13 protein-coding genes are annotated in these 14033 nt (G+C 35.8%); 5 read left to right on the forward strand and 8 right to left on the reverse strand.

All coding sequences use genetic code 11. The features are described 5' to 3' along the window. The first annotated feature begins 10 nt into the window (after positions 1-10). Positions 11-154, forward strand: a complete 144-nt coding sequence (locus HUV91_RS16350) for a hypothetical protein (protein WP_174494109.1) — start codon at positions 11-13, stop codon at positions 152-154. A 13-nt stretch (positions 155-167) separates the two neighbouring features. Here the strand turns inward: HUV91_RS16350 and HUV91_RS16355 are convergent, their stop codons facing one another. Continuing rightward, positions 168-2045 carry an LTA synthase family protein gene (locus HUV91_RS16355; RefSeq protein WP_174494110.1) on the reverse strand — a complete coding sequence of 626 codons (1878 nt, stop codon included), beginning with the start codon at positions 2043-2045 and terminating at the stop codon, positions 168-170. A gap of 154 nt (positions 2046-2199) precedes the next feature. Continuing rightward, positions 2200-3045: a carboxylating nicotinate-nucleotide diphosphorylase gene (gene nadC, locus HUV91_RS16360; protein ID WP_174494111.1), complete on the reverse strand. Its 846-nt coding sequence runs from the start codon at positions 3043-3045 to the stop codon at positions 2200-2202. 181 nt (positions 3046-3226) lie between these two features. Here nadC and ampD point away from each other — a divergent pair, with 181 nt between their 5' ends. Further along, positions 3227-3796: a 1,6-anhydro-N-acetylmuramyl-L-alanine amidase AmpD gene (gene ampD, locus HUV91_RS16365; RefSeq protein ID WP_174494112.1), complete on the forward strand. Its 570-nt coding sequence runs from the start codon at positions 3227-3229 to the stop codon at positions 3794-3796. A gap of 67 nt (positions 3797-3863) precedes the next feature. Next, on the forward strand, positions 3864-5414 hold the full coding sequence (murJ, locus tag HUV91_RS16370) for a murein biosynthesis integral membrane protein MurJ (protein WP_174494113.1): 1551 nt from the start codon (positions 3864-3866) through the stop codon (positions 5412-5414). Positions 5415-5482: 68 nt separating this feature from the next. On the opposite strand, the gene HUV91_RS16375 is transcribed toward murJ, so the two are convergent. The 6 genes from HUV91_RS16375 to HUV91_RS16400 form a co-directional block, all read right to left on the reverse strand. Beyond that, positions 5483-6133 (reverse strand): FKBP-type peptidyl-prolyl cis-trans isomerase, encoded by a 651-nt coding sequence (locus HUV91_RS16375; protein ID WP_174494114.1) that lies wholly within the window; start codon positions 6131-6133, stop codon positions 5483-5485. A gap of 55 nt (positions 6134-6188) precedes the next feature. Continuing rightward, complete coding sequence (locus HUV91_RS16380) at positions 6189-6878, reverse strand: FKBP-type peptidyl-prolyl cis-trans isomerase (protein WP_174494115.1); 690 nt, start codon at positions 6876-6878, stop codon at positions 6189-6191. A gap of 40 nt (positions 6879-6918) precedes the next feature. After that, on the reverse strand, positions 6919-7626 hold the full coding sequence (locus tag HUV91_RS16385; protein ID WP_174494116.1) for an FKBP-type peptidyl-prolyl cis-trans isomerase: 708 nt from the start codon (positions 7624-7626) through the stop codon (positions 6919-6921). Between the two features lie 184 nt (positions 7627-7810). Further along, positions 7811-10003 carry a polysaccharide biosynthesis tyrosine autokinase gene (locus HUV91_RS16390; protein ID WP_174494117.1) on the reverse strand — a complete coding sequence of 731 codons (2193 nt, stop codon included), beginning with the start codon at positions 10001-10003 and terminating at the stop codon, positions 7811-7813. Between the two features lie 21 nt (positions 10004-10024). After that, on the reverse strand, positions 10025-10453 hold the full coding sequence (locus tag HUV91_RS16395) for a low molecular weight protein-tyrosine-phosphatase (protein ID WP_111860654.1): 429 nt from the start codon (positions 10451-10453) through the stop codon (positions 10025-10027). Further along, a complete protein-coding gene (locus HUV91_RS16400; RefSeq protein ID WP_174494118.1) occupies positions 10453-11556 on the reverse strand; it encodes a polysaccharide biosynthesis/export family protein in 1104 nt (367 codons plus the stop codon). The genes HUV91_RS16395 and HUV91_RS16400 overlap by 1 nt, the downstream gene beginning before the upstream one ends. A 240-nt stretch (positions 11557-11796) precedes the next feature. Here HUV91_RS16400 and tviB point away from each other — a divergent pair, with 240 nt between their 5' ends. Together tviB and HUV91_RS16410 are read left to right on the forward strand one after the other, a co-directional pair. Next, the gene (gene tviB, locus HUV91_RS16405; protein ID WP_174494119.1) at positions 11797-13074 is read left to right on the forward strand and encodes a Vi polysaccharide biosynthesis UDP-N-acetylglucosamine C-6 dehydrogenase TviB; all 1278 of its coding nucleotides are present in this window, start codon (positions 11797-11799) and stop codon (positions 13072-13074) included. A gap of 4 nt (positions 13075-13078) precedes the next feature. Then, a partial coding sequence (locus HUV91_RS16410) for an oligosaccharide flippase family protein (protein ID WP_174494120.1) occupies positions 13079-14033 on the forward strand: 955 nt, incomplete at its 3' end.

Genomic DNA, 14033 nt, shown 5'->3' on the forward strand with positions numbered 1-14033 from the left:
GAGAGGGAATATGAATTTATTGATTATCGGATTGATGGTGACGACCTTTCTTTTAATGACCACAGCACCACGTTCAACACAAGAAGTTGAACAGATTTCAGTACAAAAACATCAAAAAACTTCTCAATCTATAGAACACGATTCAGAAGTTTAATGTCAACATAATGTTATAAAGCCGCTTGATTTGCTTCCAAACTCGGATGCATCAACTGATAACTAAAGTTTTTCCCATCTAAAACATCAAGATTCAAAGCTTTATAATCATTCAATAATTGTGCTGCATTGCCTTCACAATTTTGATTGCTGTGATTCCCTGTTTTATGAATCGCGGTATAACAATGATTCACTTTTTGAATAAATTGATAATACGGCGACAGTGGGACATGGGCAGCTTCTAACACACGGGGTGCAAGAAAGTGTGCAGGAATAAACGGTTCAGCCCATTGTTTTTTGTCTAATGGGAAATTACTCCAAATTGCCAAAGGTGTTTCATAAAAACGAACATCGTTTTTTTCAGTTTTGGCTTGTTCAGACCCCCAAAAACCATATTCATCATAGACGTTTTGTAAATTAGGTAAATGATCGCCAAAGAAAATCACAATGGTTGGACGTTGTAACTGTTTGACCGAATCAAGTAAAGCTTTTAAATGCTGATCGGCACGTTGCATACCTGATAAATAGGTATTTAGCGCACGTTTTGATCGATCACTAATGCCTTTTTTGGTGATTTTAAAATTATCCGCGCCAAAACGGTCATCATTATACATTGGATGATTTTCGACACTGATGGCATAGATAAATTGTGGCTGATCCTGTTGTTTGAGCTGTTGTTCAATACTGTTATAAATCAAATCATCATTTGCCCAACCTGCTTTGTTGATATATTGACTGCGTTGAGCAGCGCTGACCATATTTTCAATCGAGGTAAATTGGTTAAAACCCAAATTTTGGTAGACACTGCTACGATTATAAAAATATTTACCATTGTTATGCATGGCAGTCGTGTTATAGCCCAAACTATTTAAATACATGGGTAATGAATAGGTCGGACGTTTTAATTTTGCCACATAAGCCAATTGGTTCTGGTTTAAATGAGTATTTAAACTGGTCAATACTTCGAATTCAACGTTGGCAGTCCCACCACCAAAGCTCGGTGATAACAATTGACTCACCTGATTTTTTGCAATGGTTGGGGTAATATTTTTAGGAATACTGGAATCAAGCTTGGTTGCATCCCAATGGGACTCGCTCATAACAAAAATAATATTGGGTAATACTTTTTCTGTCGCTGAACTCGGCTGATTGTCTACATCTAGCGCCGTAGCGGGAGCAGTGAGTAAACTCTGAATTTTCGTTTCAGGAATATTTGCCGTATTCGAAACTTTGGCTTTAATGCCATCGACTGTTTTAGAAAAGAAAAATGCGCTAAAACCGAGTTGGCGAATATTCATGTGATCGCCGACCCAATCACTGCGAGTATTTGGTAAATAAATATTGTATTTACATAAACTTGGCTTATTGTCACCTGAACAGGTTTGACTAAAATTATTTTGAAAATTCGCAGTAATGAAGAAGCCTAAAATTGATAGGGACAGTACTGCATTCGCCCAAAGTAAAGTATTTTTTTCGGCACGTTCTTTTTTATATAACCATACCATCAGTGCGATACAGACGAGTAGTCCTGCAAAAAATACAAATTTGAGTAACATTGGTGCTGCAATGAGTGTTTCTTTGAGCAATAAAAAATCGCTTGGAATCAAACTCGCAGATAGATATTGCTCTTTTTTAATATTGATAAAGGTTAAGACAAAGATCAACACTTGGCTGACCAGAATCGTGGCAAAAGTACGTCTGAATATCAAATAAATCAAACTAATTAAGGCATAATTTAAGAGTACAGAAAAGCCATATTTAAATAGACGTAATTCTCGATAAGCTTCAGGTAAATTCAAGAAATGTTGAATATTTTCTTGATACAGAAAAAAAGCCAATACTGATACAAAAGCCACAAGTAGAAAAAGTACTTGTTGTCTTAAAGTCTTCATTTGCAGAGAGAAGTTTGATTTTAGGAGGACGGCAATTATAAGCCGTTCAAGAGGGCTTTCAAAGTTTTAATTAGATTAAATTGTAATCAAAATGAAAGCGTTATTTCCCCTTGGTGAGAGAAGCCCAAGGAGAAATACATGATATTTAAATCAGTTAAGCATTAAAACGCATCGATAAATCAACAGCTTTGACGTCTTTGGTCAATACACCCATAGAAATATAATCAACGCCTGTACTTGCCACTTCACGTAAATTATCAATGGTAATATTACCCGATGCTTCTAATTTACAGCGTCCTGCAACATGTTTGACTGCATCAATCATTTGCTGTTGGCTAAAATTATCTAACATCACAATATCAGCTTTGGCTTCAAGGGCTTGATTAAGTTCATCCCATGTTTCCACTTCCACTTCCACAGGCTTGTTGGGTGCAATGTGATGTGCTTTGGCAATGGCTTGTGCAATGCCTCCTGCTGCCATGATATGATTTTCTTTAATTAAAAAGGCATCAAATAAACCTAAACGATGGTTTTGACCCCCACCTATTGCAACCGCATATTTTTGTGCAATACGTAAGCCTGGTAAGGTTTTACGTGTATCCAGTAATTTAGTGTTCAACCCTTCGAGTTGTTTGACATAATCTGCAGTTTTGGTCGCTACAGCCGATAAGGTTTGGATGAAATTTAAAGCAGGGCGTTCTACAGTGAGTAAACTACGTGCAGAACCTGCAAGTTTATAAATGGTTTCATTGGCTTTGACCATGTCACCATCATTTTTCAACCATGTGATCTGTACATTTGGATCATAAGCTTGAATCAAGGCATTGACCCAAGGCTGACCTGCTAAAATCATGTCTTCACGGGTAATGATCGTCGCTGTTGCTTGTTCATCTTCGGGCGTGAGTAGGGCAGTAATATCACCTTCGCCAATATCTTCTTGTAGTGCTTGTTGAATATTGATTTGTATGGATTGTTCAAGCAGTGCTTGCGAAATGCTCATGGAAATTCCCTTTCGGTTCACCCTAAAATTTGAGCGATATATTAGCATTGTGGTTGTAATATTGAAGAAGTTTTTCATTTAAAGCAGAACAGAGTACACTCAGTTTAGCTTGTGTTGATGGTCTACTTTGAATGCAATACAAGAAAATGACAGCAAAAAATACTGCTTTTAGGAAATCTACATGCAATCGGGTTCACCATTCCAAGTTAAAGATGGTCAATTGATCGGTGCACGACAAGTACCGTCACCAAACTATAATCAACGTCCTGAAAATACTGAAATTCAGCTGATCGTGATTCATAATATCAGCTTGCCACCTTCGCAATTTGGTGGAGGCTATATTGAACAATTTTTTCAAAATCAATTGGATTGGTCAGTACATCCTTATTTTCAAAGCATTGAAGGGATGCAAGTTTCAGCGCATTTACTGATTTTAAGAGCAGGTGAAGTACTGCAATTTGTCAATTTTAAAGACCGTGCTTGGCATGCAGGACGTTCAAGTTACTTGGGCAAAGTAGAATGCAATGATTATTCAATTGGCATTGAGCTCGAAGGGAGTGATGATTTAGATTTTGAAGATATTCAATATCAAACATTGGCGCAAGTGGTTGCGACCTTACAAAAAGCTTATCCTAAAACAGATCAGCATTTAGCTGGGCATTCAGATATCGCACCACATCGTAAAACAGATCCTGGTCCACATTTTCAATGGGACGATTTTAGAACACGACTCCATAAGCAAAAACAATAAATCATTTATGATTTTACAACGATATTTGTTTTGAGTTTATTTACAATAGCGACTTTATTTTAACTGGGTGAATGCAATGGCGCTGTGGCGATCCACCTTTATTGTCAGTTCTATGACCATGTTGTCTCGGGTCTTAGGACTCGTACGAGATATGGTATTGTTAAATGTCTTTGGTGCAGGTAAGGATTTCGATACCTTTGTTGTTGCATTTCGCATCCCCAATTTTTTTCGGCGATTATTCGCTGAAGGAGCTTTTTCACAAGCCTTTATTCCTGTTTTAACTGAATACAAAACTACAAAACTACATGCCGAAGTACAGATTTTAATTAGCCGTGTTTTTGGTTGTTTATTAACGGTTATGTCGTTATTGACGCTATTTTCTATGATTGCGGCACCTGTGATTTTGTATGTTTATGCCCCTGGTTTCCATGATGATCCTGCTAAATTTGACTTAGCTGTTGATATGTTTCGTTTAACGATTCCATATTTGATGTTTATGTCACTGACAGCATTTGCCAGCAGTATTTTAAATAGTTATGGTTCATTTGCATCACCTGCATTTTCACCTGTACTGTTAAATGTGGCGATGATCGCAGGGGCTTGGTGGCTTGCTCCACATATGGCTGAACCCATCATGGCACTGGGTTGGGCTGTGGTTGCAGCAGGGATTTTACAACTTGCCATTCAAATTCCTGAATTGTGGCGTAAAAAATTATTGATTCCACCAAAAGTTGATTTTAAACATGAAGGTGTGGAACGCATTTTAAAATTAATGTTGCCTGCTTTGTTTGGTGTTTCGGTCACGCAAATTAATTTATTACTCAATACCATTTGGGCATCTTTTATGCAGGATGGTTCAGTGTCTTGGTTATACAGTGCCGAGCGAATGACAGAGCTACCATTAGGTTTAATTGGTGTCGCGATCGGTACTGTCATTTTACCGTCTTTGTCGATGAGTAAAGCTGAACAAGACCAAGAAAAATTTAGAAAAATGCTAGATTGGGCAGCCCGTGTCATTGTTTTAGTGGGTGTACCTGCAAGTATTGCACTGTTTATGTTGTCTACGCCGATTATTCAAGCGCTTTTCCAACATGGTGCTTTTGATGTACGTGATACACAAATGACGGCTATGGCGTTGCAATGTATGAGTGCAGGGGTATTGGCATTTATGTTGATTAAAGTCTTTGCACCTGGTTTTTACGCGATTCAAGATACAAAGACGCCTGTACGTGTTGGTTTAATGGCCGTTGCAGCGAATGCAATTTTAAACGTGATCTTTATTGGTATTTTTAAACTGATTGATTGGCATGCTGAGCATATGGCACTTGCCATTGCATCTTCAGGTTCTGCATTGGTGAATGCAGGTATGCTGTATTTCTATTTGCATAAACGCAATATTTTCCGTTTTGGTGCACATTGGAAAAAATTATTTGTGCAATTTTTCATTGCTAATATCAGCATGATTGCTGTGCTGTGGTATGCATTAACTTGGTATGATGGTAGTGCTGCGCAGTGGATTCGTATACTTGAAGTAGTTGGATTGTGTGTCGTCGGTGTGTTGGCCTATGCGATTGGTTTAGTGGCAAGCGGATTTAGACCACGTCATTTAAAACATTGATTTAATTTGTTAAATTTAGAATGAAACCTATAACTTCATCCCTAAGTTATAGGTTTTTTTATGGTTAATTATTTTACTTTGAGTAATTCGATATCAAAAATCAATGTACTGTTAGGTGGAATCGTTCCTGGTACACCATCTTGACCGTATGCAAGTTTTGCGGGGATATACAGCGTTGCTTTACTGCCAGTATTTAACAATTGTAGACCTTCAGTCCAACCCTCTATCACTTGATTTAATGGAAATTCAATTGCCTCACCACGCGCATAAGAGCTATCAAACACTGTTCCATCTAAAAGTTGACCTTTGTAATGTGTGGTTACTATAGACGCTGGCGTGGGTTTTTTACCTGTCCCTTGGTAAAGGATCTTATATTGTAAACCTGAAGCCGTGGTGATGACCCCTTGTTTTTTGGCATTTTCCTTTAAAAACAGAGATTCTTTCGCGCTATTATTTGTCGCTTCTTGCAGATGTTGGGTTGTTAATGTTTTTTGAAACTCATGATATGCCGTTTGTAATTCTTCTTCAGTATATGCGTTGGCTTTCTGTGCTTTTTGATCACGAACGCCTTGAATAAATGGTTCAATCGCCACTTCCTGAGGAGATTGAGAGGCCACTTCATAACCAAGTGCGTAGCTGATTTTATCAAGTGCAGATGCAGCAAAAACAGCTGATTGAGATAATATAAGTGTTGAAAAAATTATGGTTTTGTTAAGCATGTTTGACCTTTGAATAAAAAGAGAGCTAAAAAGCTCTCAAAATATAAATAAAAAATTAAGGCAAAATTTTTAATAATTCAACATCAAAAATCAGGGTACTGTTCGGGCCTATGCTATCGCCTGCCCCCATATCCCCATATGCTAATTTTGCAGGAATAAAGAAGCGATATTTCGAACCTTCTTGCATCAGTTGTAAACCTTCTGTCCAGCCCGAAATGACTTGGCTGACTTGAAAATCAACAGGTTGCCCACGTGCAATTGAGCTATCAAAAACCGTACCATCGAGTAAACGTCCTTCATAATTAACGGATACTTTGGATGTCACAGTCGGTTTTTTTCCTTGACCTGTTTGTAAAATTTGATATTGCAAACCTGATTTTGTGGTCATAATGCCTGATTTTTTTGCATTTTCAGCTAAAAAAGCTTCACCAAGTTTGCCATTTTCTTGTGCTGTTTGTTGAAATGCTATGAGCTGTTTGGCTTCGCTTTGTTGTTTATACTGTGCTAAAGCCTTTGCCATTTCTTCATCGGTTAAACTGGTTTTTTGTCCAAGCGCACCTTGTTGTAAGCCTTGTAAAAAAGCCTCTGGATGAATATCTTTTAAAATATCGGCATACGTTTTACCCATAGCATAACCATAGCTATAGCTAAATTGATCTTTTTGTGGGCTTTTATTATTAACAGTTGCAGCCTGACTATGACTTACTGCCATTAAAATGCTTAACCCTAAAATTATTTTCTTCATCATATACATCCAAAAAGGAGAGCAGGTGCTCTCCTTATTTTTATTTTACTTTAATTAATTCAACATCAAAAATTAAGGTACTGTTTGGAGGGATGGTACCAGGGACACCTTGTTCACCATAAGCCAATTTAGATGGAATATATAAGGTCGCTTTTCCACCTTCTTTCATTAATTGTAAACCTTCGGTCCAACCTGGAATCACTTGATTCAGTGGGAATTCAATCGGTTCACCACGATCATATGAACTGTCAAAGACTTTACCATCAAGAAGTTGACCTTTGTAGTGGACAGTAACGACTGAACTTGCAGAGGGTGCTTTACCATCACCTTGTTTAGTGATTTTGTATTGTAGACCAGAAGCAGTGGTTTTAATCCCTTCTTTTTTCGCATTTTCCGCTAAGAAATTATCACTTTTAGATACCGCTTCTTTTGAGTCAGCGATTTGTTTCGTCTGCATTTCTTTTTGGAATTCAATATACGCAGCTTGTAATTCTTCATCAGTGAAGATGCGTTCTTTTTTCGCATGTGCATCACGGATCCCTGTAATAAATGTATCTACATCAACTTCAGGTGGCGTTTGGCTGGCAACTTCATAGCCTAAAGCATAGCTGATTTTTTCGACAGGTTTTGCTGATTTGGAGATAGAACTTGCATTTACATCCACAGGATGTTGTGTTGCATAGTAAACAGGAACAAGTGCAGCACCGCCTAATAATACAGCAACAGCGATGGGTAAGGCTTTACTCATGGTCTTTCCTAAAATTTTTATCGTGCAAAAAGCTAAATATTTTAAATGATAGCTTGAACTCTCAAAGCATATAACGTCTTACTCTGAAACGATATACTTATTCAATGAAATCAACGAAAAATATACAGGGATTTCCCAAAAAAAATCCAGATCATAGATCTGGATTTTTCGACATTCAATTAACTTAATCATCTTTATGTGAGGTATAGCTATAAGCATAGTTATAGCCGTAGCTGCTACCACCTGATGCACGGTTAATATCATTTAAGATAATACCGTTGACTTTACTACCCGCTTGTTCAAAACGTGTAAGCGTTATTTCAAGCTCTTTCATTTGAGTTTTAGCATAACGAGCGACAACTAAATTCACACCTGCATATTGTGAAATGATAATACCATCAGTCACCGCCAATACAGGGGGTGTATCCAAAATGATATGATCATATTGTTGAGACAGCTGTTCAAGTAATGCTTTAAATTGGCTTGATCCTAACATTTCAGATGGATTGCTCTGGTTTTTACCACGCGCAATAAAATCCAAATTTGGCACTTGAGTTTTAAAAATGGTTTGTTCTAGTGAACTTTGATTGTTTAAAAGTTCAGTCAAACCAGGGGAAGTCTCACGAGAAAAATATTTGTGTAAATACCCACGACGAATATCGGCATCAATTAACAAGACGCGTTTATTACTTTGCGCAAAAATAGTCGCCAAGTTAGTCGAAATAAATGATTTACCCACTTCTGGTGCAGGACCGGATACCGCAATGATATTATTTTTGGCATTTGCTAGAGAAAAGTGAATCGTGGTACGAATACTACGTAAACTTTCAATGGCAATATCATCACTGTTTTTCACTGCAAGAATAGGAATCGATTTTTTCTTCTTGAGAATTTGAATACGACTTTCTTGTACAGGAGAACGTGGAACCGTCGCATAAACAGGAAGATCCAACTCATTTTCAATTTGCGCTGAGTCTTTAATGCCTGTATGCATGAGATTACGTAATAACGCAATCAATACCCCAACAAAACCACCCACAAAAATAGAGAGAATGAGAATAATGAGTTTACGTGGTGAAATTGGTTTGATCGGTTCAGCAGCTGTATCAATGATACGAACATTACCAATTTCACCTGCTTCAGCAATCTTTAATTGTTGGTAGTTATTAAGTAAAGAAGTATATAGTTCGCTGTTGACTTTGACATCACGATACAATTGCAAATACAGACGTTGTGTTTCAGGTAAACGTTTTAATGCTTGATTGAGTTCGCTAGCTTTTTTATCAATGGTTGCCAATTGAGCATTGATTTCAGCCATTAATGGATGACTAGCAGTATATTTTGCAGAAAGTTCAGCTTGTTTCTGCTTTAATTCAATACGTGTTTTTTCAAGTTCAACATTTTGTTTGAGCATTAACTCAGATTCTTGCGTAACATCAATTGTATTATATTGTTCACGGAATTTATTGAACTTAATTTCAGATTCTTCAAGCTGTTGTTTAAGCTCAGGCAGCTGCTTATCTAAAAATTTTAAAGTTTGTTTTGACTCTAAAGTTTTACGTTCAATATTTTGTGCGTGATATACATGCAAAATATTATTTAAAACTTCAGTAATATGTTGTTTGTCTTGACCTTGGTAATTAAGCCCGATGACACCTGTAAGTTTACCTTTCTCTGCTACAGAATAATCCGCATTTAAAGACGTGACAGCAGCAGGTAAGGATTGTTTAACAATGGTGAAAGTTTGCTTAAAAGGTACTTTGCTCTCAATCTCAATTGACCATGAACCATAGCGATCAATATTTTGATTTAGTTGATTTAACTTCCCTGTAAAAATAACTTGTTCTTTCTGCACATCTATCAGTTTAAATTGATTAGGCGTGGTTAAATCTAAAGTGAGTGCTTTATTTTGATAAAAAGCAGGCACATTAAATTGTTTAATTAAAAAGCTGGATTGATTCTTTTGATAAAAAACACCATCTTTACGATAATCTAAAAGGATTTCATCTTTATTGAATAAACGGTGGAGTTTACCATCCTCATCATCTTGAATTTGGATATTGAGATTTAAATCCTGAATCACAGTTCCTAAAACCATACGAGATTTTAAGATTTCAATTTCAGCTTGAGCGGGAGATTTTTGCTCAACAACAGACGATAAATCACCTAAAAGTGCAGCGGCACCTGCCCCTTTACTTTCTTCAACTTGTACTAGGGCATCGGTAGAATAGGTATTAGGCGTGACACGCAGGTATAATAAAGCACAAATTAGGCTCAGAATTACACAAAGGGCAATCACTTTCCACTGCGCAATTAAGGAAAAAAATAACTCTTTTAAGTCGATGGTATCATCATTCGTTCTTGAATTTTGGTTCATATGACTGCAACTAATTAAAATTTAAAGATGTGATTGCCAATCAGTGACATAACGTTGAATATTATCGCATGTCTCTATAAAAAATGCTTGATCATGTTTATAGGGGTCAGGCACATTGATATTTTGCCAATGTCCAAGCAAAAACACTTTGCCTTTTGCAAAAGGCCAAGTTTGCTCAATATGTTTTTGCTGCTTGTGACTCATGACCAAGATAAGATCCGACTTCTTAATCAGTTGAGCATTGATCTGTTTGGCAACATGCCCACGCATATCAATGTTTTTGTTGTCCATACATGCGATGGCCTTATCATCAGCGGTGTGTCCGACCATCGCTGAAAGCCCAGCAGATTCTATATGTAATTGAGGATGAGCATTTTTCAAAAAATACTCAGCCATTGGACTTCTACAAATATTACCCACACATACGACAAGAATATTTTGGATTTGCATTATTGCCCTAACCGATCAATATTATATAAAGCATTTGAGAATGGAATGATTTGATTAATAACACGTTGCCAACGGGTTAATCCAGTTGCATCGACATAAACAATATCATTTTTTTGCATGGCAAATTGGTTGGCTAATGCAAAATTACCAAAGCTACTTAAATCTAATTGATAGACTGTAGAACCTTTAGTATTAAGGTCTGTACGCATCACATAAATACGTGCCGCACTGGCTGAGTTTGGATTAATCCCACCACTTTCACCCAATACATCACTTAAAGTCATCCCTTGATCACGTAAATTTACTGCTTGCGTACGGGTAGATTCACCTAATACATAAAGTTTCTGATCTTGTTTAGTATTTACAAATAAAGTGTCATTCGGTTGAATGAGTAAATTATGTAAAGATAAGCCTTGTTTCTCAAGTGCAATGGTATTCAGGTTATAAGTTTGACCATGACGGATCAGTTGAATATTGGTATTGTCGCCTGTTTGAGAATTAATCCCGCCTGCTTGACCTAATGCTGTATAAACACTGATGGGTTGATCGTTTAAAGTATATTGACCACTTTTCATCACTTGCCCGTTGACAAAATATCGTTTTCCTTCATAGGAAAGTACACGTACAACGACATCAGGCGTTTTTAAATATTTGGCAAATAAGCTACGCATTTCTTTATTAATCTGCGTTAGGGTTTTGCCTTCAGCACGATACGTACCGATCAGTGGTGCTTGAATATAACCGTTTTGATCAATACGGTAACCATTTGCCAGTACAGACGTATCGTTAGTCATTTGAGTCACAGGAGGGGTGATTTCAGGATATGCCCACAGTTGAATCGAAAGTACATCACCAGGACTAAGACGATAGACTTTATTTTGATTTTGAAACAAAGCATATAAATTTTGGGATTGAATATCAGTTGTATTTAAAATACTCGGTAAAGTGCTTTGTGTTAGCTGAACAACATTAAGAGCTGCACCTTGATCCGTTTGATATTGTCCTTGTTCAGGCACATCATAAGTTTGCAGACCAGAAGTCATAGCACAACCAGTAAATAAAAACGAAACTGCTAAAAAAAGTGAGGTGCGAGCATGCTTCACATTCAAAACCCTTAATTGTATTAAATTGTAACTTGGAGTGACCTTATGGGTCGAATTGTATTCTATTACAAGTTAAATTCCTACTAGACTTGTTTAGCATAAATATAATTAATACATAAAATGAATCGTTTTGGTTAAAAACATGTAATTTCAGTTAATATTTACAAGCTTTTCATTTAGAATAAAACTCTATTTTGTATAATAAACTGGACTCAAAACCAGTCTCAGGATTTTAAAAGCATGTTTCAGATTGAACAACTAAAGATAGCAATCATTGGATTAGGCTATGTCGGTTTACCTTTAGCAGTAGAATTTGGCAAAAAAATACCAGTCATTGGTTTTGATATTTATCAAAAACGTATTGATGAATTAAGAAATGGGCAAGATCACACTTTAGAAGTTAGTCCAGAAGAATTACGAACAGCAGAATATCTATCTTATAGTGCAAATGTAGAAAATTTAAAGGATGCGAACTTTTATATTGTCACAGTTCCAACCCCAATTGATGATTTTAAACAACCAGATTTAACCCCATTGGTTAAGGCTTCGACTACTATTGGTCAAGTGTTGAAAAAAGGCGATATCGTTGTTTATGAATCGACTGTTTATCCTGGTGCGACAGAGGAAGTCTGTATTCCTGTGTTAGAAAAAATTTCAGGTTTAAAGTTTAACGAAGATTTTTTTGCAGGTTATAGCCCTGAGCGTATTAATCCGGGCGATAAAGAGCATCGAGTCACTAATATTCTTAAGATTACATCAGGTTCTACTGCTGAAGTCGCTGATTATGTTGATCACGTTTATAATTTAATTATTGAAGCGGGAACGCATAAAGCTTCAAGTATTAAAGTGGCAGAAGCTGCTAAAGTGATTGAAAATACACAGCGCGATGTCAATATTGCTTTAATTAATGAGTTAGCACTTATTTTTAATAAAATGGGAATTGATACAGAAGATGTATTAAAAGCTGCAGGGACAAAGTGGAATTTTTTACCATTTCGTCCTGGTTTAGTCGGTGGGCATTGTATTGGTGTAGACCCTTACTATTTAACACATAAGGCACAGTCTATAGGTTACCATCCTGAAATTATTTTAGCAGGGCGTCGTTTAAATGACTCTATGGGAGCTTATGTTGTTACTCAACTTGTAAAAGGAATGTTGAAAAAGCGTATCCAAGTTGAAGGTGCTAAAGTATTGGTATTGGGTTTAAGTTTTAAAGAGAACTGTCCAGATATTCGCAATACAAGAATTGTTGATATTATTAGTGAATTAAAAGAATATCATATTAATGCTGATATTTATGATCCATGGATTGATAGTGAAGAAGCACAGCATGAGTATGGCATCAAACCGATTCAAAGTTTAAAACAAGACAATTATGATGCCATTATTTTAGCTGTTGCACATAATCAATTTAAAGAAATGGGTTCAAAACAAATTCGTGCATTAGGTAAAAAACAACATATTTTATATGATTTGAAATATGTACTTGATCAATCTGAGTCAGATATTAGATTGTAATTACATGAAAATGTATCTTTTAGGACTTTTAAAAAATACAAGAATACAAAATGCTACATGGATGATTCTAGAAAAAGGAATTTCTTTTTTTGGATTAATTTTTGTTGTTTCTGCTGTTGCTAAATACCTTGGTCCAACAATTTATGGGTATTTAGCTTTAGCAGCATCAGTTTTTGCCATTGTTAATATCATAGCACGTTTAGGACTAGATCAAGTTTATTTTAAGTCTGCAAGTAAAAGTGCAAAGAATAATAATATTTTATTGAAATATATGATGCATTTAATTACTTGCATTTATTTACCTCTTTCAATTTTAGTTTTATTTGTATTTTATTTTAGAATTGATTCTGAATATTTTATTTTTTTTATTGCAACAGCAATAGCAAATTATTTTTCAGCTATTGATATGAGAGCTATCCATTTTAATGCAATTTTAAAGTCAAAGTTAAATGTTATAGCAAATACAGTAGGATTAATTTTTAGCTTAGTTGTAAGGTATATAATTGTAGAGTATAAATTAAGCTTTCAGTTGCTATTTTTCCCTATAGTTACTGTAACTTTATTGCCATATATGATAAGAGTGTATTTAGAAGATAGAGAAAATATTTTTGAAAAATCTTATTCTTATAATGCAAATATATTTAAAAAGTATCGGAAGTATTTTTTTTCAGTAGGTATACCGTTAGTTATTTCAATGTTATCGGTTAGTATTTATCTGCAATCAGCTAATTTTTTCTTAGCAGCTTTAAAAGGAAGTCATGAAGTTGGTATTTATGCTATAGCAAGCATGTTAGCTGGCGCATGGTATTTTGTTCCTACTACTATTGTAATGTCTTTTTTATCATTGGTTTATAAGACAAGCTCTGATGAAGAATATATTGAAAAGGCAGGTTTGATTTTAAGATATTTATCTATAATTACAATCTCTATAATAATAATTTTATTTTTTATGGCAGACT

The organism is Acinetobacter sp. Marseille-Q1623, from assembly GCF_902809895.1.
GTDB classification, from domain to species: Bacteria; Pseudomonadota; Gammaproteobacteria; order Pseudomonadales; family Moraxellaceae; genus Acinetobacter; species Acinetobacter piscicola_A.

Coding starts and splice junctions, on each gene's coding strand:
- nadC (WP_174494111.1), bottom strand. CDS start 3,045: ATGAGCATTTCGCAAGCACTGCTTGAACAATCCATACAAATCAATATT.
- tviB (WP_174494119.1), top strand. CDS start 11,797: ATGTTTCAGATTGAACAACTAAAGATAGCAATCATTGGATTAGGCTAT.
- HUV91_RS16355 (WP_174494110.1), bottom strand. CDS start 2,045: ATGAAGACTTTAAGACAACAAGTACTTTTTCTACTTGTGGCTTTTGTA.
- HUV91_RS16380 (WP_174494115.1), bottom strand. CDS start 6,878: ATGAAGAAAATAATTTTAGGGTTAAGCATTTTAATGGCAGTAAGTCAT.
- HUV91_RS16390 (WP_174494117.1), bottom strand. CDS start 10,003: ATGAACCAAAATTCAAGAACGAATGATGATACCATCGACTTAAAAGAG.
- HUV91_RS16385 (WP_174494116.1), bottom strand. CDS start 7,626: ATGAGTAAAGCCTTACCCATCGCTGTTGCTGTATTATTAGGCGGTGCT.
- HUV91_RS16375 (WP_174494114.1), bottom strand. CDS start 6,133: ATGCTTAACAAAACCATAATTTTTTCAACACTTATATTATCTCAATCA.
- ampD (WP_174494112.1), top strand. CDS start 3,227: ATGCAATCGGGTTCACCATTCCAAGTTAAAGATGGTCAATTGATCGGT.
- HUV91_RS16350 (WP_174494109.1), top strand. CDS start 11: ATGAATTTATTGATTATCGGATTGATGGTGACGACCTTTCTTTTAATG.
- HUV91_RS16395 (WP_111860654.1), bottom strand. CDS start 10,453: ATGCAAATCCAAAATATTCTTGTCGTATGTGTGGGTAATATTTGTAGA.